The sequence below is a fragment of the Caballeronia zhejiangensis genome (assembly GCF_022879815.1).
GTDB classification, from domain to species: Bacteria; Pseudomonadota; Gammaproteobacteria; order Burkholderiales; family Burkholderiaceae; genus Caballeronia; species Caballeronia zhejiangensis.
Genome location: NZ_CP084287.1, coordinates 527,406 through 552,813, shown reverse-complemented (window position 1 = coordinate 552,813; position 25,408 = coordinate 527,406). Strand labels below are relative to the sequence as shown.

The window sequence follows — 25,408 nt, the reverse complement described above, 5'->3', positions numbered from 1 at the left end:
GCAATTGCGGAGGTTCCTGCACTTTTTGCCCGAATGTGAGGCTCGAGGGCTCGCTTGTAACTTACGCGTGCTCGCCGAGCACCGACACGTTGACGTCGACGAGGACGTCCGTGTGCAGCGCCACTTGAACCGGATGGTCGCCGACCATCTTGATCGGGCCTTGCGGCAGACGCACTTGCGCCTTTTCCACTTGCGCGAAGCCTTGCTTCTTCAGCGCGTCAGCGATGTCCGCATTCGTGACCGAACCGAACAGACGGCCGTCGACGCCAGCCTTCTGGCCGATCTGAACCGTGAAGCCGTTCAGCTTTTCGCCCTGAGCTTGTGCGGCTGCCAGCTTTTCAGCGGCGACCTTTTCGAGGTCCGCGCGGCGAACTTCGAATTCGGCGATGGCGTCCTTGGTCGCGCGGCGTGCCTTCTTGCCGGGGATCAGGAAGTTACGTGCGTAGCCGTCCTTGACCTTGACGATATCGCCGAGGTTGCCCAGGTTGACGACCTTTTCCAAAAGAATGATTTGCATTTTTGGCTTTCCTTAGTGCGTCGTCTGATTTAGGCCTTGTGCAGGTCGGTGTACGGCAGGAGCGCGAGGAAACGCGCGCGCTTGATTGCCGTGTCGAGCTGGCGCTGATAGTGCGCCTTCGTGCCAGTCAGACGAGCCGGCGTGATCTTGCCGTTTTCGCCGATGAAGTCCTTCAGCGTTTCCGTGTCCTTGTAGTCGATGTACTCGACACCGGCTGCCGTGAAACGGCAGAACTTCTTGCGCTTGAAGAGCGGGTTTTGCTGCGGACGACGCTTGTCGAATTTTTTCTTGCCAGTCGGGCGGGGCATGACTAGTCCTTTTCAAGGTCCTGCAATTCTGTGAAGTGAAATACCAGGGTTCGGGCGTGAAGGCTTTTCCTAGCCGGAGATTGGGCGAAACGCCCTTCGACGCCCATCGGACAGCTTTCCAGCCTGCTCGCTTCGCCGGCCGCGACCGCCTGCAGAGTCAGTTCGACTTTCCGGGCGATGCCCGCTTCGACGACTTCTGCCGCGTGTTGCAACGTGCAGCTTGCGATTGCGATTGCGATTGCGATTGCGATTGCGATTGCGATTGCGATTGTGATGACGGCTGGCGTGTACCGCACCGGTTCGCGTTCCACGACGCTTGCTGTCGGTTGCAGCCGGTTCACTTAAAGTGCGATCCACAACTGAGTCCCTGATGGCTTGCAGTATCGAACTTTCCTTACGTCTGCACTTCCGATGGCTGGCTGGCAGCCTTCCTGGCTTCGTCGCGCTGCACTTCCTTCATCATCGGCGACGGGCCGGATTCCGCCTTCTTCATCTTGACGATGAGGTGACGCAGAACGGCATCGTTGAACTTGAACGCGTGCTCCAGCTCCTCGAGCGTCGCCTGATCGCATTCGATGTTCATGCAGATGTAGTGAGCCTTCGCGAGTTTCTCGATCATGTAGGCCAGTTGGCGACGGCCCCAGTCCTCCATGCGGTGGATGTGGCCACCGTGCGACGTGATCGTGCCCTTGTAGCGCTCGATCATCGCGGGCACTTGCTCCCTCTGATCGGGGTGCACGATAAGGACAATTTCGTAATGACGCATGTTTCACTCCTTGGGGATAGAAGCCAGCCGAGCGTCGGATCGGAATGGCAAGTGAGCAACGGGAAGCTAAAACTGAGGCCGCGCAGAGTTCAAGAGCACATCGAAACATCGTTTGCCGCTGCAGGCCAACGGATCTGCGCTGCCGTGATGCCCGAAGCCTCGTGCGGTCGATTCAGCAGCGCGTAGGTTGCCGCAACGTCGCCCTAACGTTCAAGCCGATCACGAGGTACATCATACGGGGTGCGAGCGCCAAAGTTTCACTGAACATATGCCGCGAATTTGTCCAGCTCCCCTGCATCCTTGCTGAGCAGACCGACGTGCGCGCCGGATTCTGCGAGCAGAGAAGCGATGTTCGCACCGAGGCCACGACTCAATCAACGCTTTGAATCAACGCACCCTAGTCCAATTTTCCGGATCCTTCCGGTGCCCACAAAGAACAACATTCCTGCGATGCTAGTCACCAGCGCGAGGACTGCGGAGATAATGGCAGCCACGTTGAACGCGTCCATTTGGATTTCCTTTAATTAACTTCGGGGGAGGCAGCCTGTCCCACGCGTACTTGTTGCGGATGGTCGATGGGGAACGAGGCCAACAAGTACTGGCGCGCCAACTGGTCACGGCCCGTGGGTAGACCTACGACAGCGACGATCTGCGCGTACGCATCGATTGGTGAACGATGCCAGCGTTCGTTAGGAAGGCATCCGCAGAGACAGGGGAAGCATGTCCTACGTGAGAGGAACCGACAGAACGCAAGAGACTAACACATTGCGGCGCCGCAACGCCGATTCCCGCTACCAGCTCGCATCGTCAAGCTCCCTCCTAAGTCATGGCGTCAGGGGCGTGCGCCGAACACAAAACCGTATAAAAGTCGCATTTCCCTCGCTTTGGTAGCCGGATCGGACTAGTCCAAGTCCGATCCGCGCCTTCCTTCACCTCCTCTTCTCCTTAGCCCAGCTCCTCGCCTGCCGCTAACGAAAAGCCGGGCTTCCAATTATGGTGAACGTCATCATTATGTTGCCGGAAGCGAAAGGGGACCGGGGCGGCGAAGCCGCGGACCGGCGTCGGGGCACGGCTGCCGTCTTCGCGCGCGAACTGGCCCACCACGCGGTCGCAGCCTATTGCGCACCGGGACAAACAGGTGATCACTGGCTTATGACCATGCCCGTTGTCCTAACGACGGTTGTTCCGCTGTCTGAGGACGTATTCCACCCAATTCGTACGCGCGAAATCCAGTTTGCCGCCGCTTCTGGCCTGATAATTTGTTGAAATCTCGTGCTCGCACGTTTCGCGGCAAACATCATCAAGAGTTCGATTGATAGCCGAGCACCTCGCGAAACCCTTGCCGGGCGTTGTCTCCGCTCCTACCTCCGGACTCGGCTCGACGCTACTTCAGGCACGCACCGCCGAAGGAAAGGTCATGTACAAAGCAGGTGGCTACTTCGTCGAGTGCATTCCAACAAAAGACGACTGTCACGGATGGAGATGCGTCGTGCGCTTCTCGCGAAAAAGCGACTTCCTCAAAGGAGGCACGGTGCGAAGGGTGACGAGGGTCAGCCCGTCGATCATGCAGACGAGCGTTGCTGCAGAATACGCGGCCGTGTTGTGGGCGCGCCGCTACGTTGAAACGAACCAAGAGCAGCTTGAGGCGGCGCTCTCTCAGTAGACGCGAAAGAGCGACATTTTCGGCCAGTAACAACCGCTCCTTAACGGAGCGGCCGTTCCAGTGGCTTGGGAACGCATTGGAGGGATAGCTTTGCGAGCACAGATGGCGAGTCAATTGGCGGTCTTCCGCCAAGGTCATCGCCCGCAGCCCGATTCCCTCCGATATGCATTGGAGCGTCTCGTCTGGGTGTTTGACGATCGCTATGAAATCCCAAGGCAGAGACCCGCGAACCTTCGCGGCCCTAACTCGCTGTCCGCATGAGGAGCAAGCCAATTGCTTGCGATGTCACGCGCCTGCCGCCCTGCCGCGAGGGGTAGACAACAAGCTCTTGATGCAACTATCCGCGCTTAGGTCACAGCGCGCCATGGCGTTTGCGATGGCGGTGGCGGTGAGGACGGCTGTGGTATCGCCTGCCCCGATCGTACAGTAGCTGGCACGCTGCCCATCGCCGAGTGAGAGCTTCCAGTCTTCTCGACCAGTTCGGCGCGACGTTATCCTGTTCTAATGCTAATTCGGCCCTTGGACGACGAGGCGAGGCTTCTGCAGTCGCCGCTATGCTTGTAACTTTGCATGTGACGATGCTCGCGTCGGACATCACCGGACCATTCCTCCATTCACGGGCGAAAACCGGCTAAAGAATCGAACAATCTCCGTGGTTGCATCTGGCCCACGATAGTCCGTATAGCTGCCACTAGTGTGACCGCCCGACCAAGCATGACCAAGCCCGTGCACGACCCATCGCTCGGCGAGCAACGACCCGCTTTGGTCAAGCCAAGTCTCCCGAGTGTACGCGTGGCGCCCTGCTTCGTACTCCGTCCGCGTCGTTGTACACACCTGCGTGTCGGTCGATTGGCTGTTCAGCGACAGGCTCATCTCCATAATCTGCTCGCTGTTGAGCGGGTGCACGATATCATCGGCGTCACCGTGGAAAACGATCAACGGCAGCGTGCGCGTCCGAGCCACGTCCGCCTCTCCTTTTGGCAAGCAAACGTGCCTCGACCGTCGTTCATCGCGCACAACGCTGAGAGGTGTTCGTTGGCGACCCCGAATGCCAAGCCTGAATGAATAGCGGCGGCCGCGTACACGTCGGGATAAGTGACAGCAAGGTTGATCGCCATGGCACCTCCCGCGGAGAGTCCCGCCACGTACACCCGAGCACGATCGACATTGAAGCGGTCGACGAGCTCATTCGTGAGGTGGGCGAGCGCTGCGGTTTCCCCGGTATCGCGCGCCTGATTCGACGGAATAAACCAGTTCCAGCACCGCAGCAAATTGGCACTTTCCGGTTGCTCCGGGTACGCCACAATGAACCCAGCTTCTTCTGCGGCAGCGTTCATCTGTGTTCCCGCCGCGAAGTCATCGGGGTGTTGATGCGCGCCGTGCAACATGACTATCATGGGTAATGGCCGACCGTCGTATCTACTTGGAACGTAGACCATCGCGCGGTGAGCGTGCCCGCAGTGCTCCACGGAGTGGCGAAACCACTGCGATCCTCTCATCGCTGGTCGAGGCTGATTCTCAGGCCATGCAGCTGGAGATGTCGCGGGCGTCCGCGCGCGTGCCGCAGAAGTCAAATAGTCACTGTCCTGCACGCCAGGTTCGCCGCCCGCCTCAGGCGCGCCGTTCGCTTGTGCCGTGGGCGAATCTTGCGCCGGGTGATCGAAGACCGCGTTGTCGTGAGAGGAGAGAAACGCTCTGGATATGAAAGGGCCGGGCGCGGCATACGACCAGAACGTGTCGTGTGCCAGGAAAAATGGGGCGAGAAAATTCACTGACGTCTCCCAGCTGCAGTCGAGTGTGCATACAGCGTAATGTGCAGGTTGAAGACAAGTAGATGGCCCTGGCGGAGCTCCACAAAGCGGGCGATTTGTGCCGTTCTAAGTGGGTCCGCTCCGCCCCGAGACCTTTCCTCTTCACTGTCGCTTCGACGCTTCCTTTTTCTCCCTCTTTGCGGCTTTCTTTTCCTTCGGTGTCTTTGTCGCCGCCTTCTTCTGCATCTTCTTTGCGTCCTGCGCTTTACTCATCTCATGCTCCTCATAGGCGGGCTGCCTTCAAAACAACTAAGAGACTGGGCAGAGTTGTACGCAAGAGACAGGTCCGGCATCGCGTCCCCAATTTTTGTTGGGAAACGCGTTCACCTACCCTGTCGTGGCAAAGCCGTGCTCTCGGACCGTTTCAGTGATACAGGCTCCGAGCGGCTGCTTCATCGGGGCGGGCCAACTCAGTTCGAAAACGGCACGGGCAATATAACGAATTCCTATGCACGCTCGCAGGAAGCCGGATGATTATGGAAATGAAGCAAACTATGCACCCCGAACTCGAAGCTTCGTGCTACGTGTAAAAAGCGGAAATTGGAAGCCATCTAGTGAGGCATAACCGCGTGAAGCGGGAGGACGCTTAGATCCGCGGCGGGTCTGACAAGTAGCCGTGGGCGGGGCAATGAAAACAAGTACGCTACCTGCTCAGCGTCTAGTCCGTTGACGCGCAGCGACGCGCACTAGCGACCTTTCTACGGTCCCCTAATGCGTTGCCTTCGATCACGCCGATGATGTCGGTCATGTGCGACGAAGCCTGCGCGATGCTGCGCATGGTCGCGACCACGGCGTTGAGCGTCGCCGCGCCGAGTCGCGTCGCCGCATGCTTTCGTCGCGGCGTGCGTGCACTCGGCGGCGTTATCGGCATTCTTCGCGACGGTGCTCGCAGATTCTTCCATGTTCGCCGCCGTCTATTCGAGCGATGCTGCCTGGACTATATGCGTTTCGACAGATCGACAGTGCTTTGCGCGTTTCGCTGGCCCCTTCGGCAATCGCCATGCTCGATGATTGAATGCCAATCACGCTTCAACCGTGGCGCGCTTTGAGGACGCGGCCAGCATCGTCCCTCGACAGGTGTCGGACCCGCAGCGGCATGCATAGCGCCGCTTGAGCGCAGCCGTTTTTCGCCCTTCCACGATTAGTCCATAGTCGATGAACAACTCTTCGCCGGGCTTGATGTCGCGCAGCGCGAGGAAGAACACCCGGCTGCCGTCTTGCTCGGCCTCGCAGTTCGGCGCGCAGCTGTGATTGACCCATCGCGCCGAGTTGCCGCCCTGTGCACCGTCAATCACGCGCCCATTGTCGAGATCGAAGTAAAAGGTGTGGCCGTCTTCGGCGGCGGAGCGCGCATACTGGCGCTGCGCTTGTGCCCACGACACCCGCTTGCCCTTGTATTCCAGAATCTGCTCGTTGGCACGGATCTGAGTCAGCGCGAATACGCCGCGTCCGTGGACCGGTGAAGAACGTACAACGATGCGGCGCATTATTTTGCCCTTCCTTATTGCTGTGAACCGGTGAGCGAGACGATGTGCCGCCGCCGCATCTTGGCGTGATACGATCGCCGTACGCCCGCGTTGATATCCTTATGCCTTCTTCCACCGGTCGCAGCCGCATCAAACGCAAACCGCCCCGTGGCACCCTCGTGCGGTACGAGGATCGCATCGTTGAGGTGCTGGGCGAAGCGCGTGGCCGACGGATCATGATCCGCTCGATTCACGCGGACGGCACGGAACGTCGCACGGCCGTCCAGCTCAATAGCCTAGGGCCGCTCGGAGCACAACTCTTCTAAGTCGGCGGCATGCAAGGCGCCGCCCTCGCTCACGCTTGGTTGACGGCATCCTTGAACGCCCTGCCCGCGGTGAATTTGACCGTCTTGCCTGCCGCGATTTCGATCGGCTCACCGGTCTTCGGATTGCGGCCCGTGCGCGCGGCACGTTCGCCGGCCCCGAACGAGCCAAAGCCGATCAATTGCACAGCATCACCTGCCGCCACCGTCTTGGCGATCGTCTCAAACACCGCATTGATGGCCTGCTCTGCGGCGAGCTTGCTCGTACCGGCTCCGGAGGCCACCGCGTCAATCAGTTCCTGCTTGTTCATTGAAACGCTTCCTTTCTATTAAAAACAAACCCGATCATACCGAACGCTGGACACCCATCGGATCGCGACCCTCTGCTATCGACGAGTCGCATCGGTCCCATCCAAGTCGAACAGATCCGAGGTCGCGCTACGCGCGTCAAGCAGCTCAGGCAAATCGCCATTTCGGACCTTGGCGAGCGTCTGCGGCGACAGCCAGATTTCCTCCATGGCCTCGATGCCCTCTTCGATCATCTGCTGCAGAAAGAACGATTGTTTGCGCCCCGTCGCCTCTGCCAACACGCGCAAGCGCTGTTCGATGACGGGGTCGATGCGTACTGCCACGACCCGCAACTTGTTCTCTGCTGATCTTCTCATCTGCCCGCTCCTGTTGACCGACCACGCGGATGGCGCGGCTTCGGCCTTGGATGGCGCCTACCCGCGGGCGCGATCCGATTAGTATTTATCGACGACCTTTCACGCTCGCCGCTTTGCCAGCCGGTGCCTTTCGGGCGACTCGCCCTGAACGGGCTTCGGCGGCGGTCACGCGCGTCGACGGCCGCGCCGCGGTGCGCAGCGACTTTAGCTGTTCCTGCAGCGCGTGATGTGCCGCTTCGAGCGCGGCGAGCTTGCCTTGAAGCATGCCGTTCTGGTGGCGCGTGTCGCCCTGCTGCGCCTGCAGCGCGTCGACGGTGCGACGATGCTCGGCCTCTCGTCTTTCCGCCCGCTTGGCCGCCTCGGCCAGTTCTTTCTGCGCCTTGGCCCTCGCGCTGCGCTCCCGATCGATCTCCATGAGCGCGCGCTTCTCCGATGCGCGTAAGCGATCCTCGGCACGGCTGGCGGTTTCCCGCAGCCTCTCAAGGTCGCGCGAGAAGGTGTCGCGCACTTTTTCAAGTTCGCGCTCGCGCGTCACCGCGTCCTCGGCGAGACGCTGGATCTGCGCCTCGAGCGCTTTGCGCGTGGCGGCCTCTTGCGCCTGCTGCCGCTCCAATTCCCGTATCTCGACCTGCGCTGTTAACAATGCCGCGGTGCGTTGCTCGAGCGCCGTCTCCGTGCGGCCCAGTTCTTCCCGGGCGGCGATAACCTTTCGCTCGGCCTCGGCACGCTGCGCGTCGACTTCGTCTCGCAGCGACGTGAGCTCGGCCTGCGCGGCGGTCGCCGCGCGCGTCCACAGCGTCCCGATCAACTCGCCCGCCGCTTCGCTCAGATCCTTCGGCAGGTCCGGGTGCTCAATGCGCACCCGGCTCTTCTCGCGCAACTCCGCCCAGAACTCGCTCAAGACCGACGCCGGCGTGCTCATGGTGCCGCGCCGGACCAGGTTGTAGAGGCGATTGGCCGTGGGCGGCACGCCGAAGCGGAAAAACAGCAGCGCGCACACCTCGCGATAGAGCTCGCGGGTCTTGGGAAATTCGACCTTCAGGCGTTCGATGTCGGCCGCCAGGCGGGTTTCGTCGGAAAGAACGTCGGACATACGTGCAATGGTGCAAAGGAACCAGCCCATAATACAACGTAATCCGCCCATTTCCCAACCTCCCGCGGGACCGTATTTGACATTAGTGCTATAATGTTGATAACTTGACGACGACCCGGTGCCAAAACGAACGTGACTTCGAAGTCCGCTACGCCGCCCCCACCACCGTATGCATTGCAGCCGGCACCGCTTGAGATGCTCGTCATTCCCACCGAGCTCGACGGATCGGCGGGGCTAAATCGGGCAGTGACAGGGCGCGCCCAGATTGCCGCCGATCACGACCTCGACGCGATCCGCGCCTGGCTGTCACGCTTCGTCGATACGAAAACCACTTTTGAGAATTACCGCAAGGAGGCTGAACGGCTCCTGCTCTGGTCGGTCGTCGAGATGGGCAAACCCCTCTCCTCTCTGACCCATGAAGACTGTCTGCGCTATCAACAGTTTCTCGCCGATCCGCAGCCTGCCGGCACTTGGGTAGCCGGGGGCGGGCGCAAGCATCCGCGCAGCGACGCGCGCTGGCGGCCGTTCTACGGTCCGCTCTCGCCGTCCAGCCAACGCCAGGCAACCATCATCCTCAACGCGATGTTCTCGTGGTTGGTGCAGGCCGGCTATCTGGCCGGCAATCCGCTGTCGCTCTCACGCCAACGCACGCGCCACGCCGCGCCACGCATCACCCGGTATCTGGAGCCGAGCGTGTGGCAGGAGGTCAAGGACTTCATTGCGACCATGCCCAAGCAAACGGACCGGGAAAAAGCCCATGCGTACCGCGTCCGGTGGTTATTCACCCTGCTCTATCTCGGCGGACTGCGCATCGCGGAGGTGGGCGCCACCACCATGGGCGAGTTCTTCGTGCGACACGATGCGGACGGCGCGTTGCGCTGGTGGCTGACCGTGCACGGCAAAGGCGGCAAGCAACGGCTCGTGCCCGCGACGCGCGAGATGATGATGGAACTGTCCCGCTATCGGCAGCAGCTTGGATTGAGCGCGCTGCCGTTGCCTAACGAAGATACGCCGCTTGTGTTGCCGATTGGCGCCACGGCGTCGAACGCACGCATCGAGACGTGCGCGCCGCTCACGCGCGCGGCGCTGCACGCCATCGTGAAGGACGTATTTGCGGGCGCAGCGGCGCGCTTGCGTGAGCGCGATGAGACGGCGAGCGCGCGGGCCGATCTCCTCGAAAAAGCGTCCGCGCATTGGCTCAGGCACAGCGCCGGCTCGCACATGGCTGATCAAAAGATTGACCTGCGCACGGTGCGCGACAACCTCGGCCACGCTTCGCTGACGACCACCAGCATCTACCTGCACGTCGACGACGATCGGCGCCATCAGGAGACTGAAGAAAAGCACCGGGTAGACTGGTGAAACTTCGCTAGATCGCCTATCGCGTCCCGGTGAGCGCACCGCCGATTCTAGCCGTCAACCGTAACGCTGCTCATGAAAGTCCTCGTGCCCGAACCCCAGATCTCAACAGACAAACAGGCCCTCAGCTTCGTCATCGATTGGCGCGGAGAAAGCGTGTCGTGCGTCGTGACGCGCAGGTGCTTGGAAGTCTTTTTCTGGCGCCCGCCCAACGCGGACGATAGCCGGCTGGTGAGCGCGTTCAGGGACGGTTTCGCCCGGATCGAAGCGGCCGCGCGACGGAAACTGCGGGACCGGTCAACGAGTCACGCCCGTCTCACATAGGGTGACTTATCAGGTGGTTGACGGTCTCGCGTCTCATTTTGCAGACCCACACTGAAACGCTAGGTGCACCGCAACGCAAAGGCGCATGGAAACAGAGACTATTAGTTGCATCCGGCGGAAGGCGAAACGCCCCGGTTTCAACCACGGCCGCGCCACCGGCGACACCCCCAACTCACACTTTCGACCCGGAGCGGCCCTTGGCTCCCAGACTATCGATGGCCGCTCCCGGCGGATGAACGGTCGTGTACCAGGGACCCCCAGAAGAATCGCTGATCGGACGTCGCGGGTCGCACTTTACCGGCCTCAACTTCCAATGACGTCGCGCAACTTGTCGCGCATGTCTTTCATCTTGGCGGTTCGCCTGTCTAGGCCAGCATCACTCGCTCCCAACTCATGCACTGCCTTGTGGATCGCTTCCTGCGCAGCTTCGAAAACCTTTTGCGCGTCTTCAACGTCCGACATGACCTCGTCTACCTTCACGCAATACGCACGACTTCGCTTCTTATCTGGCTCGAGACCGTATCGTTTCTCCACGATTAACCGAGCTGCCATCGCGAGTTGAAACCGGAACGGCTTCAACTCTGGAGCGAGCCGTCTGTTTCGAAACATGAACTCGAGCCGATACGCGATATAAGCTGCTGTGTAATATGAATGAACTTCATGCTTCGGATTGAAAATCTCCTTCCCGATCAATGGCGTCAGATCTTTGTAATATCGACCCACTTGATTCGGTTGCTCCAAAAATATCGAGGCGTAATTTTTTAATAGCGAATCCTTCGTGATGATACGTACTTTTTCGATACCGGGCATCGTATTGAATTGCCCTGGGCGACGTTCATAGTACAGACGCAAATCATCCGTTTTTGACTCAAAATATATCTCAATTGCTTTTTGTATTGGGTCTAATGCCCAAAAACTATCCTCATCGACGCGATTTTGCTGATTGGAAGCGATGATGACTTTTCTTGTGACTTCTTCATCTTCTGTAGCAATGATTTTAATCGGAATTAGAGTAGCGGCATTATTCTCAGTCTTGCTCGCGGCAATAACATGACTAGTCTGACAGCCGTTCACAATCTGAAAATCTTCGAGCGTAAACTGCGAGCCGACACGTTGCAATTTTCGGGTAACAATGGTGACCCCGTTATTGCGAAGCGGAAACTCGATATGCTCATCCGAGGTCAAAGTTTTCGCGATGGATTTGTTAACATCCGTTTCTCCTTGAAAGTCGCGAATGTTGTCGAAAAATAGCTTTCGACGAACAAGTCCTTCGTCGTCGGTGATCACTTTTGCATACTCGCTTATTGGCAGGAGGCCGATATACGATTCGCGGACCTTCGGTATCTCCGGCAAGGCAAGGCTCTGCTGAAATTGAATTGTGGTTTTGAACGAGTTTTTCGTCTGGAAATAAAGCTTCTGTACCTTACCCACATCCAAAGGATGAAAAACGCAAGAGCTGAAAATATGCCGTTCGTCGAGCCTCTTCAGTGCTTTGTTCCTCATAACACACAGGTTTTGATCGTCTGTCCAAGTGCCCGTGCTCGCATAGTACAAATTTACCTTCGGAAGGCCTCGCGTGAACTTAGACGCATACTCGTAAATCTTGTTTTTAACCCTCTGGAGTTCTTGTATTTTTTCGTTCTGCTTAAATTTGACGTTTTGATCGAAAAAATCGTCGACAGCCTCGTAAAACTTCAACATTTCGCCGCCGTCAAAGCCGGCGCTTGTCTTCGCTTGGAGAAATACAAATTGCACATTCAAGCTTGGAGCATAGGCAACCAAGTCGTCCAATTGCTCCTCGTCGTCAACGAGAATGTCGTTTACTATTATGGCAATCCCATCGAGCCCAAATTCACCTTCGCCGGTTGCTACGGATGTAAAATCGAACTCTTCAGGATAGAGGTCGGATATCGTGATGTAGTTGACGAAAGCCTCAAATTGCGCCGCTTCAGTTTCTGCAGTGATTTTTTGACTGTGAACGAATCCTTTTAGAAGACTACTTGTAACGACGTCCATTTGATCCCCGAACTAAGCCGATAGTGAAGCATACCAAGATTGAGCATCAATCTTTGTGATTGATAATACAACAACACTTCGGAATCAGGTAGGCACCTGCCGGCACGAAAACTATTTCGCCGGGGGTAGGCGGGTACCGTGGGAAAATCTGTGAGCCGTCGTCGGTGAACGTCCGCAGGCCGATGCTCGCCTGCCATTGTGCTCTCGGTCAGCTACGGCTCTTAATGGCCCGGCTGCCGCCCGACGCGGCCGGCAGGACCCGACCCAAAGGCGACGCTCACAGACGCGTCCTCGATATGTCGGCTATCTGCAGCCAAGCCGCCTCTCGTTGTCGTCAGCATGGTCGAAGCGGAAACGCGGACAATTTTGGCACGCCGATCGACAGCGACATATGGCAGTCGTGGACTTGCAAGCGCGTCAGAAGCTTAGTGCGGATCGCGAGATTAAACATTGCTAACTCGCGAGCTTGGACGAAATCCGCAGCCCCGTTACGAATCGCCCCAGATCTCGCGGAGCTTTCGCGGGGGCTTCCGGCCGGTTGGCGTCCCTGTTCCACCCCACCCGACGAGCGCCTGGAGAATTATGCGTTGCCATGGCAATCTCGACTTCAACGACGGGAGATCGATCTGCGCTTGCAGACTGGTCAATCTTCGACGGTCCGATGCCGACGCCGTCTTGTCACGGATCCAAGGGCACGTATCGCCGCCACTCGGGAATGAGGCCTGTATAGACGCTCGGCGTTCGGAAGTAAGCATCGATCACCGCGCGTTTGAGACGCTCGAACGCCCGCCGGTGCTGCCCCATGGTCAGTAAGGAGCTAACGATGATCACATCATGCTCCAGTCGATCGTCCATCTCTAGCTGCCGTGCCGCGCGGAGCAAGCCGGCAAGCATGCTAATCGACGCGGGGTCGAAGACCAGCATGTTCCGTGCGGTAGTGTCGAAGCGCTGGATGGCAAGTAAAACGTCGTTGTTGTTCACTTACGCCTCCTGCCAGCGCCGGTGAAATGGATTACATCCAGTCTAATCCGTTTATCCGCCGGGCGCACGTACGGAAGGCAAGCTCACCTTGTCATAAGCGGACCGCGTTCGGGGTGCAGCCGAGCGGTGCGCCGCTCATGGCACGGAGGGCGCTCGAAACGCCTCCTTTTGCGCCGATGATCACGCCTGACTGCGACCGAGCAAGTTCTCGCTTCCGCCGCGCGCAGACTCGGCCTCTGCACGCGTGGTGGCGTTCCAGATCCTCTCAGCCAGATCCCGCAAGAGAGTCGCACTTTCCTCGGCCCATGCTCTTTCGGATGTATCGCACAGGCATAATGTCGCGAGTACCTCACCGTCTCGCCTGAGCGATACGCCGAGGACCGACCTGATTGCGTCCCCGGCGTATCGCTCAGCCCATTCAAGCCGATCATCTGCCGACTTCCCAGTGTCTGCGATGTTTAGATCGGCCACTTTGAGCCGATTCACAAGCATGCTGGCCAAAAACGCTCCGCCCAAGGGCACTGCCGGCGGAGAACCCATTTCGCGACGGCTTTCGACCAAGCACTGCTCAATCCTGTTCGAGCTAGCCTCCTGATAGAAGACCCATGCACAATCAAAGAACAGTCGCAGCCTCTTGACGCTTTCCTGCTGAATTTCCTTCTTATCAGTGAGCGAGCGCAAGAGGTCGCCCATCTCTAGCAGAAAGCCTCTCTGCCTTTCGATCTCACGGCGCATGTGCTCGGCAAGCTTGTGTGCCGAAATATCGGTGAAGTTGATCGCCACACCACAAGCCCCCGCATCTTTTGAAGCGTGCGGCCGCACCTTTCGCAAGAACCACCTTCCATCGACATGGCGAACTTCTGCTTCGCGCGGATCGCGGGTCTCGATGACAGCGGCAATATGGGCGTGGAACGTATCGTCGGCAAATGTCGGCGCGAGATCCGTGATGCGCCGCCCAGTGTCGGAGGCCCTCAACGGAATCAGTTCGCTGACCGCCGGTGTGAACCAGCGCACGACGAGGTCTGCATCCAGAAAGACCATCATCACAGCGCCAGAGGCCAGGACATCGCTTTGCATGGCTAGCTCATCTATCTTACCTTGTAAGCGCAAGTTGGTTTGGTACAGGTCGGCCATGTTCGCGTTGAGTGACTCGTTTGATGACTTTAATTCTTCGTTGAGCGCCTGCAACTCTTCGCGCGACGCTTCGAGCTCCGCTCGAGAGATGGCCACCTCACTGGAATACTGAGGACTGTGTGCGGCGATGTCTAAATGGCTGGCTCGAACATCGCTAATCGAATCGGCTTGTGGACCCCGAACAAACGAGATCAACAGCCTTGTGGCATCGACATCATGCCGTGGTTGTAATGGCGTCACCCGAACGTGCATGGACGACGCGCCTGCTCCATCGGCGGGACAGAATCCGATGACCGAAGTGTGTTCCTGCAGAGCCTTCGCGCTGGTAGCACTGAGACAAGCGGAGAGATTAGGCCGAGCCAAAACGCTCAGATTAAGACTCGGTTCGCCGGCGGGCAGCCGCAAAATATTGTCCGTGGATCCGTATATCCGAAGAATCCGAAGCTCGTCATCAGCTAGAACGGATGGAAGGTTATCCTGCTCGATGGCAGCGCGATGCGCGCTCTCCGATATAGCCGCTGCGCTTTGCATGGTCTGGTGGGGTAGTACGCCGACAGCTGCCGCGACGTCACGCACCTTTCGGTACACGTTCAGTTCGGGCGATACGCGCTCCAACCCTTCATAATCCAGTGGGAGAGACTCGCTCTTGCCTAAGAAGAGGCAACCGCCAACTCGCAACGAGTGATGGAGCGCAGAGACGGCGCGGTGCCTTGCATCGGGCTCGAGATAGATCAACAGATTACGACAGGTGATCAGGTCCACGTTATCGAATGGCGGATCGACGAGCACGTCATGTGCGGCAAACACCATGTTCTCGCGCAGGCTGCGCCTGACTCGGTATGCATGGTCCGCAATGTAAAAGAAGCGGGCTTTCTGCTCCGCGGTGAGCTTCTGCACCGCTTTCTCGGAAAATTGAGCTTTGCTGGCGCAGGCCACGATCTCAGCCGAGGCGTCCGTTGCGAAGACCTGGATGTTGAGCGGGCGACTGCTTTGCGCGGATTCACTCAAAAGCATGGCGATCGAGTAGGCTTCTTCGCCTGTCGCGCAGCCCACAGTCCAGATCCTCAGTTGTCGGCTTGCGCCTTCCTCCTGCATGAGGGGCTTGATTACTTCATCGCGCAGCGCCTCCCATGCCTCGGGGTCTCGGAAGAACTCGGTGACGTGGATTGGAATGCTTCGAACCAGCGTTTCCAGTTCGGCCGGTTCGTCCTCTAAGAGAGCCAAATAATCCTCGAACGCTTGCACGTGGCGAACGTCCATCCTCTGCTGGATGCGCCAAAGCACGGGCGAGGTTTTGTAGCCGCCTAGATCAAAGCCTGTCTTCTCGCGAATCAGCGTGAACAAACGTCCGAGTGTCTTCGACACATCAGTGGCCCAGTCGGCGCTCTGCACGGAATGAGCATGCTCGGGGCCGGCACATAAGCGCAACTGTTCGCCAATCTTCGCAATCGGCAGAATGTGATCTGCGATCCCGCGAGAAATCACCGCCCGAGGCATCGCATCATAAAGCGCGGTCAGCGGATCTTGAACGATGACGAATCCCCCTTTTTCCCTGACGCGCATCGCGCCCGCCGTGCCGTCCATACCTGTCCCTGACAACACGACGGCGATAGCATGCCGTCCTTTATCGAGCGCAAGACTTTCGAAGAAAACATCGATCGTGTCGATTCCTGGGCGTTCGTGGGCGCGGCCACTTCTCGTACGAAATCTGGCCTGTTCGATAGTCAAGACATCGACTGCCGCGGGCACGTACACACAGTTCGAGGTCGGTCGGAGGCCATCGACGACTGAGCGCACCTCCATCCGAGTCCATTTTGCGATCAGGCTTCCAAGGTTGCTTGCAAGGTCTGGCGGAAGGTGTTGGACGACAACGAATGCAAGCGGCGAATCTGCGGGCAACGCCTTGAACAATTGCTGTAACGCGGTGATGCCGCCCGCTGACGCGCCGATGGCAACGATGACCAGGTCGTCGGGATTGCCGTTCGCCGCGAGGTGCGCTTCGGTCATGATCAGCCCTTGAATATTTCGCTTCCCGACCTGCAGCGGCATGCCGCAGCGCCGCGTTCACCGTGGAGGACGAACCGACCCGTTCGGCGGCGAGCGCGCGGCCCAGTGGTCAGTTGAGCAAGCCGGAATGGCCTAAGCTCACATGATGCGCCTATTCAGCTAGTCGCGAGGCGGGTAGCCGGAGGTGGATCCAGTGGGCAGCGACAATTGTTTTGGCCGGTCGTTGACGATCGTTTTGGCCGGTGGTGAGGAGTCGAAGGGCGGCGCAGTCGCCGTAGACGATGAGCCACCGGCGGCGCCAGGTCGACGGGCTTTAGGATGGACTGATCGAAGCTTGAAGAAGAAGCGGTCAGCTCATGTCTGGAACCCGCATTACCGACCAACAGGTTCATCTCTATATGAACAAGCGCAAACAGTACTCCCAGGAAGTCGCGGCCGCCAAGACCGGTATCAGCGTGCGTACGGCGCGCCGCATCGAACGTGACGCCACCTTGCCTTCTCAGAAACCACGGCAAACATGGCGGACCCGAGCTGATCCCTTCGTCGACGTATGGGAGAGCGAAGTCGTACCGCTGCTGCGCAACGCGCCCCACCTGATGGGCATCACGATCCTGCGCAAGCTGCAAGACGATCACCCGGGTTGCTATCCCGATAGCATGCGCCGCACGCTGGAACGGCGTATTCGCCAGTGGCGGGCGCTTGAAGGGCCTACGCAGGAGGTGTTCTTCCCCCAGGAGCATCAGCCCGGTGTGCGCGGTCTGTCAGACTTCACCGATATGAGCAAGCTTTGCGTGACGATCGGCGGTGCCCCATTCGGTCATCGGCTGTATCACTTCGTACTGGCGTTCTCGCGCTGGGAATACGCGAACGTTGTTGAGGGAGGCGAGAGTTTCGAGGCCCTCGCAGCGGGATTGCAGAACGCGCTGTGGCAGGCCGGCGGCTGCCCGCGCGAACATCGCTCTGACAGCCTGTCGGCTGCCTTCAAGAATCTGACAGAGCAGGAGGACTTCACGAAACGTTACTCAGCGCTGCTCGACCATTACGGCATGGAGGGCACGCGCAACAATCGGGGCCTGGGTCACGAGAACGGCAGCGTGGAGTCATCGCATCGGTATCTGAAGGAAGCGGTCGACCAGGCCTTGATGCTTCGCGGTCATCGCGACTTCGCTGACCGGCCCGCCTACGATGAATTCATCCGTGAGGTGGTGATGCGCCGGAACCGGCGCAACGCTGCGGCGTTTCGCATTGAGCGCGCACAGTTGCAGGATTTGCCCGTACGTCGCACTACTGACTTCGTCGAGGAAGAAGCACTCGTGACCCGCTGCAGCACATTCACCGTGCGCGGCATCCTATACAGCGCACCGTCACGCCTGATCGGCCATAGGCTAAAGGTGCGGATCTATGGTGACCGGCTCGACTGCTATCTGTCGGGCGCGCTGGTGCACAGTACGCCGCGAGGATCCCGTGCCGCCGATAACCGCCACGCGCTGGACTATCGTCACTTCATCGATTCTCTCAAGCGCAAGCCGCAGGCGTTCAGGGGGTTCGCGTTTCGCGACGCGCTGTTTCCCCGTGAAGCCTACCGACGGACCTGGGAGAAGCTGGAGACGCAACTGACGCAACGCCAGGCATGCAAGACGATCGTAGGGCTGCTCGAACTCGCAGGACATCACGGCGTTGAGGCGTTGCTGGCCGAGCGGCTCGAGGCCTTGCTCGAAGCAGGCGAACTGCCCGATCTGAAGCAGTTGCGCGATGAATTCGCGCCGCGTCAGGCCCAATGTCCCGAGGTCGTAGTCGAAATGCCGCCCGTCGCGGTCTATGACGAGCTTCTCGACAAGGTGGCAGCATGAACGCCCCTGCCCATGACAACGGCCGTCTGGCCTTGATGTTGAACGAGCTACGTCTGCCGACCATCGGCAGGTTATGGCCCGAGTTCGTTGAGCGCTCTGATAAGGAAGGCTGGCCGGCTACGCGATTGCTTGGGGCGCTGCTTGAGCACGAACTGGCCGAACGTGCCAAACGACGCATCGAGCGGCATCGTACCGAGTCACATCTTGATCCAACCAAGACGCTGGCCACCTTCGACTTCGGCATGGTGCCAATGGTCTCGAAAGCGCATGTCACGGCACTGGCGACCGGAGATTCGTGGCTGGAGAAAGGTGCCACGATTCTCCTGTTCGGGCCCCCCGGTGGCGGTAAAAGTCATTTAGGTTCAGCCATCGGACACGCTTTAATCGAAGCCGGCTATCGAGTGCTGTTCACACGCACGAGCGAGCTCGTCCAGAAACTCCAGGCTGCGCGTCAGAGCCTGCAGCTTCCATCCGCTCTCACGAAGCTTGATCGGTTTGATCTCATCATCCTGGACGACCTGTCGTACGCGCGTAAGGACCAGGCCGAAACCAGTGTGCTGTTCGAACTGATCGCCGAGAGGTATGAGCGTAAAAGTCTGCTCATAACGGCCAACCAGCCATTCTCGGGATGGAATGACGTGTTCCCCGACCCTGGCATGACGGTCGCAGCCATTGATCGGCTCGTCCATCACTCGACGATCTTCGAACTCAATGTTGAAAGCTATCGCCGTCGAAAGGCCAGCGACAAACAGAGCGCGCGCCGGCGACAATTACCCGACGACAATTACGATGGAGAAGCGACAACTATGAACTAGCCAGCGACAATTACACCCGTCGACCGGCCAGAATAGTTGTCGCTGACCGGCCGTGCCGCTTGACGCTGTCTAATCCAGTCGCGTCCAGTGGGGCGTGGTGGGTCGCTGCTCGCGAAAGACGACTGCGCGGCCTCGGCATGCACTGCGCTTTTAGAATCCGGTCGACCCCGAGTCGACACCCCGATCGCGCGTAACCGTCGAGATCACGTCGGAAGGTCTCAGCCTCCTCGACGGGACGCAGATGGACGATTGACAACGAATTGCGTTGTTCGGGCGTCGCAATCGCAAAAAGTACGCGCTTTATTCATCGAATCCGGTCCGAACGCCGGCCAAAATCTCCGCCAACTGGTCAACGGCGAGCGGCTTGACCAGGTGATGGTTGAAACCGGCCTGCGCGCTGCGCTGGCGATCGTTTTCCTGCCCGTAGCCTGTGACTGCGATCAGGACAACGCCGGACGTTTCGGGACGGCTTCGCAGGTGCCGCGCCAATTCGTTTCCATCCATCTCGGGCAGGCCAATGTCAAGCAGGCAAGCGTCAGGCCGCTCTTGCAGCGCACGCGCGAGCGCGCGCCTCGATTCGTGTTCGACGATCACTGCGTGTCCGCAGGCAGCCAGCAGCATACCGAGCGCTTCAGCCGCATCGACGTTGTCGTCCACGACCATCAGCTTCAAACGATTGTTCGTTATCGGCTGCGCTGTCGATAGCCGCTCCGCGGCCACCGGTTGCGCCTGCATCAGGGGCAGCCTGATTACGAAGGTACTGCCCATGCCGAGCCCCGGGCTGGAGCAGGAAACTGCGCCGCCATGCAGCTCGACCAGGTGTTTGACCAGCGCCAGCCCCAGTCCCAGGCCGCCGAGCGAACGATCCGACGACCGCTCGGCCTGAGCAAACAGGTCGAACGCACGCGTCGTAAGTTCGGCTTCCATGCCAATGCCCTCGTCGCGCACGGCAATCACGAGATCTTGGCCATCGACCTCGGCGCGGATTTCGATGCGCCGCTGATCGGGCGGGTACTTGGCTGAGTTATTCAGCAGGTTGACCAGCACCTGAATCAGCCGCGCCCTGTCGCCCAAGACGGTCGCCTCCACCCGCGGCACGCCGACGGTCAGATGCTGCCGGCGCAGCTCGATCAGCGGCCGCACCTGCTCCACTGCTTCTTCGACGATCGCCTGGGCAGTGACCGGCGCCTTCGACAAAGTCACCAGCCCGCGCGTGACACGGGATACATCCAGCAGATCGTTCACCAGTCCCGTCATGTGCGCGACCTGGCGCCCGATGATGGCACTGCTGTGGCGCACCTGCGCTTCGTCGACTTTGCCGATCTTGAGCAGGTCCGCGGCAGCAGCAATGGGCGCCAGCGGGTTGCGAAGCTCGTGCGCAAGCATCGCCAGGAATTCGTCCTTTCGTTGGTCGGCCGCCCTCAGCTTCTGCTCCGCCACCTTGCGCTCGGTGATGTCGCGGAAAAACGATGCAACACCGCCTTCGCTCGTCGGATAGGCGCGCACTTCGACCCAGATGACATCACCGTCTGGATGGCGCTGGCAGTATTCGGCGGTCGCAGCCTCGCCGCTTGCTCTCACCCGGTGATACATCCGCACCGCCTCGCTGTCGGTCGCTTCCGGCCAGATGTTCCAGTGCTTGCGACCCAGGACTTGAGCGCTGGTCATATCCGCAATGCGCAACCCTTCGGCGTTCATGTAGATCACATTCCAGTGGCGGTCCATGAGCATAAACCCTTCGGCCATCGTGTCGAAGATGTCACGGCTGCGGTCGCGCTCGGTACGCAACTCCGCTTGGGCCCGTGCGGCCTCGACGGCCGACCAAGTACGTTCGGCCATGTCGCGAGCAAAGCGGATGTCTGTCTTCGTCCAACTGTAGGGATCGGCGCGATGCAGGCCGAGGAAGGCGACCAACTGTCCGCCCTTGATGAGTGGCACCGCCACGAACGAGCGGATCGCGGTCATCCCGTACGAGTTGGCAAATTCGACGGTGCGCGGATCTTTCCGGGTATCGCTGGCGGAGACTACCTGGCCAGCGCGCAACGGGTCAGTGATGCTGGGACCGAAGTCATTCAACGCGAAACGCATCCCTGCCAGGCTGGGCACGGACGAGTTGGTCCAGTCACGTGGCACGTAGAACGTGCCGTTGATTGCGTCACATTCACCGTAAATCACACGGGCCAGGTTGAGCTGCATGCCGAGCAGCGTGCTCGCACGTGTAATGACCTCTTCGGGCGACGAGAGCGGGCGAAGCGCGTCCGACACCTTGAGCTCGAACGCCGCACGCCGTTCAGCCAGCACCCGGTCGGTCGTCTCGATAACGCTGCAGTACATGCCGCCTACCTGTCCGTCGCTGTCATGCAACGGCGAATAGGAAAACGTAAAGAAGCCTTCTTCAGGATAGCCGTGCCGCTTCAGGGTGAGCGGCAAGTCCTCAAAGTAGGCCGATCTGTTCGATAGGGCGCGTTCGACGATGGGGGCGATGTCGGGCCAAATTTCTGCCCAGATCTGCTCGAAGCGCCCGCCGAGCCCGCCCGGAAGCTTGTCGCCCATGATGACCGCGTAGGCGTCATTGTAGAGAAAGCGGAGGTCTGGCCCCCAGGCCACGAACATCGGGAATGCCGAGCTCAGCACCATGCTGACCGCCGTGGTAAGCGGCGGCGGCCAGCCCGACGGATGCCCGAGCGGGGAGGTGCTCCGATCGAGCTGCCGCAGGAGCGCGCGAACTTCACCGTCGCCTTCAAATAAAGGGCAATCCGTCATGGAGGTTACTCTTTAGTTGGTGTGAGGCACGCTGTTTCTCAGCGCAGGGAGAGGTCAAGCGACATATGAGACAGTCGACCTCCTCCCCGTCGGCCGCGTGGATGCGGGCGACGTTGTTATTGGCCGATCGGGTTCGGTGTCGCAGCGGCTCGGGCGCAGAGTGCCCATTGCATACGTCGTGCGCTCGCAGCTGTGCCGCGTCTGCGGCATGTGAACGGGCACAGACATGATCAAGACCCCTTGCGCCTTACACCAACTCGGCATGCATTCGAAAATGCCGAACTGATTCCACGAGCCACCCCCAAAGGCAGCAACACTTGCCAGTTGCTATATCTCTGCTGATGACAAGCTATGGTTAGTGTGTTCCTCTTGCTGCAGTTCATCACTCTAGGAGACATCAAGAGGCGCTACCTGCCTGATAAGTTCAAGCAAGACCGTCGGCGCGTTGCCCTTACGGCAATACGCGTCCATGCCGGCTGCACTGCCATGCTCAATGACGTCAGCCTCGGCCAGCGATGTGTGAGCGATGACGGCAGCCGTAGTTAGGTGAGTCCTGCGTCGCAGTGCCTGGGAGACCTTGAAGCCGTCCATGATCGGCATCTCGATATCCAGCACAATAACATGCGGAATCCATGCATCAATCATTTGAAGGCACCTTATACAGTCAGCGAAACGCGACTCGAAGCCCTCAAGCAAAAGTACAGCGCACAGCGCTTCGGCTACTTCTTGATCGTCGTCGACGATTAGAACGCACACCGGTTTTCTCACCGGCGAAAACGGGCGCGAGGCCCATACAGAGGTTTCAGGCGGTATCACAGCGCAGGACCTCAAAGTTTTGCTACGTCCCGCAACGCCTGTGCCCAATTACGCCGACCCGCCCACATCTGCAAGCGCTGATTGGGCTTCGGCCATTGCCGCTTCATAGGTCTGCAGCGCCCGCGCCGATTGTCGAACAAGCTTCATGCAGTTTCGCAATGGATCTTCTGTCGAGATCGACCATACCCATCCCCCGTTTTGGCGAGTGACCGCAATCACTTCCGAGTTGTCGCGCATAATGTTGTTTCGTCTTTGGACGGCGCGAGTGTAATTGACCGGGCCGCTATTGGCTCGATTAGAACAAAATAAACATTGGTTCCGAGCGATGTTGCTGTTATGAACACGGAAAAGACTCTTGGTCCGCCACAGCGCCTTGGGTGAACAAAAACTCGCCGTTAGCGCTGGCATCCGGCGTGCCTTTAGTAATATCTGTACGTCACGTAGTCCTCGACGGCGGGCGACGAAGGTGATTTCTGTAGGTTGACGGCGCGCCACAGGAGCGGACGCTCAGGGTCGCGCATATAGGCGCGCAAGGTGGGCGGCCTGTCGCGCAACTCAGCCCACGCCGCTCGGTGCGCGCCATGCTCAGGCTGCGGCTTGTGAGGATCGCCGCCGGTTAGAATTCCGCGCACCTGTGCTCCATCCTTCGTCGCCATGCCGGCACTTGAATATTCGACGCGCTGACGCATAATGCTCGCGCGTCGCCCCCCTTGGACCGATACCGAGCCGTTCGGCGTTCGAACTACCCGTCGGGTACGAATCCGATACGGCCTTCGGGTTGGCGTTTCGGAAGCGCCATGTTGAGCCCCCGACGCTACAGAAACCAGATGCGCGCCCGGCAAACGCCAATGACGTCTCCGGCGATCCGGCCCGTCTACAGCGCCGGAAGAGCTTACCAATCGTCGCCCACAACCCTTTTGCGAAACGCCGGTGCGCTGCGCAGCGAAACCATCGCACTCGTCGCGCCTTATACGTCGATCGACGCGCCGCAACGATTGTGCTCGCGCGGTTATGAACGACAGGCCTTCTTTCGCTGTTCATGCCCAAGACAAGTCGCTCAAGGCGTCATGCCGCTGTTCGCGCTGGCGAGTGCCGGCATGAGTTTCGCTAGAAAAAAGTGTCATGAGACTGGGCGCGCGTCGCGTCTGGAGTTATCTTCAACGAAAGTCCGAACCGCTCTGCGCTGAGGCGATTTCGGCGTAATGCAATCAACGTATGCTCGAGTCGCTGCAATGGGTCAATGGGTCGGTTAAAGAGCGCCAAAGATCTCACGACAAGAACGCCATGCCAGCTCGCGGGTGCACTCAAGCCCTCGCTCGGAGAATTCAGCGAGCTTTAGCACTTCATCCCGAAGGAACTTCGTATCCGAAGACGTTGCGAGTCGGCCGCGGCGCTTCGAGGACCCGGTAAGGACGAGGACATTCAATTCGTTCATTTTTCGGATCGACATGACAGAAGTCCTCCTGGAGGTCGACGTCTTTGAGGCAGTGCGCGGTCGCATCGCGTAATGGACAGTGAGTTTGCCTATAGTGCAAGGTTCGTATAGAGGTACAGAACGGCGCATGTAAAAACGGTATAAATCCGGCGGGGTAGGCGCAAAAGGAGGATAAACGTTGAGGCTAATTCCGAGCGGAGGCGACGGCGTTGTTGATGCGATGCAAGATTCGTTCAGGTCGAACATCTTGATGCAGACCGCGAGGTGGTCTTTGATGGTCCGGGCTCGGGAATGCCAGCATGGTCGTCTATGTAATCTTCGCTGGCTTCAGAGTCGGCCTGATGATCTTCATCGGGGGAGGTGAGCGACCGCAATGCATCCGACACCTTCGACTCGAATGCGCCCCGCCGCTCGGCCAGCACCCAATCCGTGGTCTCAATGACGGTGCAGTACATGCCGCCCACTCGTCCGTCGTTGTCATGCAGTGGTGAATAGGAAAACGTGAGGAAGCCTTGCTCGGGGTAATCGTGACGCTTCACGATGAGCGGCAAGTCCTCGAAGTAGGCCGACCTGTTCGAGAGGGCGCGTTGGATGATGGGAGCAATGTCCGGCCAAATCTCGCCCCAGATGTCCTCAAAGCGCCCGCCCAGCGCATTCGGATGCTTTTCATCCATAATGACCGCGTAGGCGTCGTTGTACAAAAAGCCTAGTTCTGGGCCCCACGCCACGAACATGGGAAAGGCAGAATTGAGGACCATAGTCACGGCCGTGGTCAGCGGTGCCGGCCAACCTGACGGATGGCCCAGCGGCGATGTGCTCCAGTCAAGTTGCCGCATTAGCGCACGAACCTGACCGTCACCGTCGAATATCGTTTAAGCGGTCATGAAAGTCTTCATCTTCCGTAAAGCACGTGCTTAAGCACGCCAGGATCTGGCCGCAGCGGACCGATGTCCGTTACAACTACCGGCGCCGTAGCGTTGCGCCGTCTGAAACGCCGAAATCGTGCCAAGCAACAGCCATTCCAGTGACTGCGCTGTTTCGTCAAAACGCAAAGACACGATCATCGTATGGGCTGTGAAAGTCGCATAGGACTTCGCTTACACGCTTTTCAGAGACACCCGCTAACGCACACGAGTTTCTCCCGCGATACTGAAGACGTCAAAAACAAACGCATGGGGGCGATATGCCTTATCTACTTGGATGGCTTCTCGGTGTGCCAGTCATTGTGCTGGTGATCCTCTATCTCATCTTCCATTGATCTCCGGGGTTGATCATCAAAGGGAAAGGGCGTCGATG

General features: G+C 59.1%; 21 protein-coding genes. 6 read left to right on the top strand and 15 right to left on the bottom strand.

The features are described 5' to 3' along the window. Positions 1-61 precede the first annotated feature (61 nt). The 4 genes from rplI to rpsF are packed head-to-tail and all read right to left on the bottom strand — an operon-like array spanning position 62 to position 1,591. Positions 62-517 (bottom strand): 50S ribosomal protein L9, encoded by a 456-nt coding sequence (gene rplI / locus LDZ23_RS32260; RefSeq protein WP_244808468.1) that lies wholly within the window; start codon positions 515-517, stop codon positions 62-64. A 29-nt stretch (positions 518-546) separates the two neighbouring features. Beyond that, positions 547-825: a 30S ribosomal protein S18 gene (gene rpsR, locus LDZ23_RS32255; protein WP_244808467.1), complete on the bottom strand. Its 279-nt coding sequence runs from the start codon at positions 823-825 to the stop codon at positions 547-549. A gap of 2 nt (positions 826-827) precedes the next feature. Beyond that, positions 828-1,166, bottom strand: a complete 339-nt coding sequence (locus LDZ23_RS32250; RefSeq protein ID WP_244808466.1) for a single stranded DNA-binding domain-containing protein — start codon at positions 1,164-1,166, stop codon at positions 828-830. A gap of 53 nt (positions 1,167-1,219) precedes the next feature. Further along, on the bottom strand, positions 1,220-1,591 hold the full coding sequence (rpsF, locus tag LDZ23_RS32245; protein ID WP_244808465.1) for a 30S ribosomal protein S6: 372 nt from the start codon (positions 1,589-1,591) through the stop codon (positions 1,220-1,222). 1,417 nt (positions 1,592-3,008) lie between these two features. Here rpsF and LDZ23_RS32240 point away from each other — a divergent pair. Further along, the gene (locus LDZ23_RS32240; protein WP_244808464.1) at positions 3,009-3,254 is read left to right on the top strand and encodes a hypothetical protein; all 246 of its coding nucleotides are present in this window, start codon (positions 3,009-3,011) and stop codon (positions 3,252-3,254) included. A 935-nt stretch (positions 3,255-4,189) separates the two neighbouring features. Here LDZ23_RS32240 and LDZ23_RS32235 read toward each other — a convergent pair. After that, positions 4,190-5,026 carry an extracellular catalytic domain type 1 short-chain-length polyhydroxyalkanoate depolymerase gene (locus LDZ23_RS32235; RefSeq protein WP_244808463.1) on the bottom strand — a complete coding sequence of 279 codons (837 nt, stop codon included), beginning with the start codon at positions 5,024-5,026 and terminating at the stop codon, positions 4,190-4,192. A 773-nt stretch (positions 5,027-5,799) separates the two neighbouring features. On the opposite strand from LDZ23_RS32235, the gene LDZ23_RS32230 reads away from it, so the two are divergent. Beyond that, positions 5,800-6,114 carry a hypothetical protein gene (locus LDZ23_RS32230; protein WP_244808462.1) on the top strand — a complete coding sequence of 105 codons (315 nt, stop codon included), beginning with the start codon at positions 5,800-5,802 and terminating at the stop codon, positions 6,112-6,114. Here the strand turns inward: LDZ23_RS32230 and LDZ23_RS32225 are convergent. The 4 genes from LDZ23_RS32225 to LDZ23_RS32210 form a co-directional block, all read right to left on the bottom strand. Then, positions 6,088-6,552, bottom strand: coding sequence for an SET domain-containing protein (locus LDZ23_RS32225; protein ID WP_244808461.1), 465 nt, complete (start codon positions 6,550-6,552; stop codon positions 6,088-6,090). The two genes, LDZ23_RS32230 and LDZ23_RS32225, sit on opposite strands and share 27 nt — an antisense overlap. A gap of 334 nt (positions 6,553-6,886) precedes the next feature. Continuing rightward, positions 6,887-7,165 carry an HU family DNA-binding protein gene (locus LDZ23_RS32220; RefSeq protein ID WP_244808460.1) on the bottom strand — a complete coding sequence of 93 codons (279 nt, stop codon included), beginning with the start codon at positions 7,163-7,165 and terminating at the stop codon, positions 6,887-6,889. Between the two features lie 75 nt (positions 7,166-7,240). Next, a complete protein-coding gene (relB, locus tag LDZ23_RS32215) occupies positions 7,241-7,519 on the bottom strand; it encodes a type II toxin-antitoxin system RelB family antitoxin (protein ID WP_244808459.1) in 279 nt (92 codons plus the stop codon). An 85-nt stretch (positions 7,520-7,604) separates the two neighbouring features. Continuing rightward, a complete protein-coding gene (locus LDZ23_RS32210) occupies positions 7,605-8,612 on the bottom strand; it encodes a DNA-binding protein (RefSeq protein ID WP_244808458.1) in 1,008 nt (335 codons plus the stop codon). Positions 8,613-8,807: 195 nt separating this feature from the next. Here LDZ23_RS32210 and LDZ23_RS32205 point away from each other — a divergent pair, with 195 nt between their 5' ends. Then, entirely contained in the window at positions 8,808-9,974 is a 1,167-nt protein-coding gene (locus LDZ23_RS32205; RefSeq protein ID WP_244808457.1) for a tyrosine-type recombinase/integrase, read from the top strand. A 72-nt stretch (positions 9,975-10,046) separates the two neighbouring features. Then, entirely contained in the window at positions 10,047-10,295 is a 249-nt protein-coding gene (locus tag LDZ23_RS32200) for a DUF1488 family protein (RefSeq protein WP_244808456.1), read from the top strand. 303 nt (positions 10,296-10,598) lie between these two features. Here the strand turns inward: LDZ23_RS32200 and LDZ23_RS32195 are convergent, their stop codons facing one another. From LDZ23_RS32195 to LDZ23_RS32185, 3 genes are all read right to left on the bottom strand, one after another. Further along, on the bottom strand, positions 10,599-12,311 hold the full coding sequence (locus LDZ23_RS32195; protein ID WP_244808455.1) for an AIPR family protein: 1,713 nt from the start codon (positions 12,309-12,311) through the stop codon (positions 10,599-10,601). 678 nt (positions 12,312-12,989) lie between these two features. Continuing rightward, positions 12,990-13,292: a hypothetical protein gene (locus LDZ23_RS32190; protein ID WP_244808454.1), complete on the bottom strand. Its 303-nt coding sequence runs from the start codon at positions 13,290-13,292 to the stop codon at positions 12,990-12,992. Between the two features lie 180 nt (positions 13,293-13,472). Continuing rightward, positions 13,473-16,475: a CheR family methyltransferase gene (locus tag LDZ23_RS32185; RefSeq protein ID WP_244808453.1), complete on the bottom strand. Its 3,003-nt coding sequence runs from the start codon at positions 16,473-16,475 to the stop codon at positions 13,473-13,475. A gap of 314 nt (positions 16,476-16,789) precedes the next feature. Here LDZ23_RS32185 and istA point away from each other — a divergent pair, with 314 nt between their 5' ends. Both istA and istB read left to right on the top strand, forming a co-directional pair. Further along, complete coding sequence (gene istA / locus LDZ23_RS32180; protein ID WP_008342581.1) at positions 16,790-18,283, top strand: IS21 family transposase; 1,494 nt, start codon at positions 16,790-16,792, stop codon at positions 18,281-18,283. After that, the gene (gene istB / locus LDZ23_RS32175; RefSeq protein WP_033537271.1) at positions 18,280-19,098 is read left to right on the top strand and encodes an IS21-like element helper ATPase IstB; all 819 of its coding nucleotides are present in this window, start codon (positions 18,280-18,282) and stop codon (positions 19,096-19,098) included. Before istA ends, istB begins: the two co-directional genes overlap by 4 nt. Positions 19,099-19,398: 300 nt before the next feature. Here the strand turns inward: istB and LDZ23_RS32170 are convergent, their stop codons facing one another. The 3 genes from LDZ23_RS32170 to LDZ23_RS32160 all read right to left on the bottom strand — a co-directional run bounded on the left by LDZ23_RS32170 (position 19,399) and on the right by LDZ23_RS32160 (position 24,948). After that, entirely contained in the window at positions 19,399-21,861 is a 2,463-nt protein-coding gene (locus LDZ23_RS32170) for an ATP-binding protein (protein WP_244808452.1), read from the bottom strand. A 387-nt stretch (positions 21,862-22,248) separates the two neighbouring features. Next, the gene (locus LDZ23_RS32165; RefSeq protein WP_244808872.1) at positions 22,249-22,617 is read right to left on the bottom strand and encodes a response regulator; all 369 of its coding nucleotides are present in this window, start codon (positions 22,615-22,617) and stop codon (positions 22,249-22,251) included. A gap of 1,728 nt (positions 22,618-24,345) precedes the next feature. Beyond that, positions 24,346-24,948: a PAS domain-containing protein gene (locus LDZ23_RS32160; RefSeq protein ID WP_244808451.1), complete on the bottom strand. Its 603-nt coding sequence runs from the start codon at positions 24,946-24,948 to the stop codon at positions 24,346-24,348. Positions 24,949-25,408 lie beyond the last annotated feature (460 nt).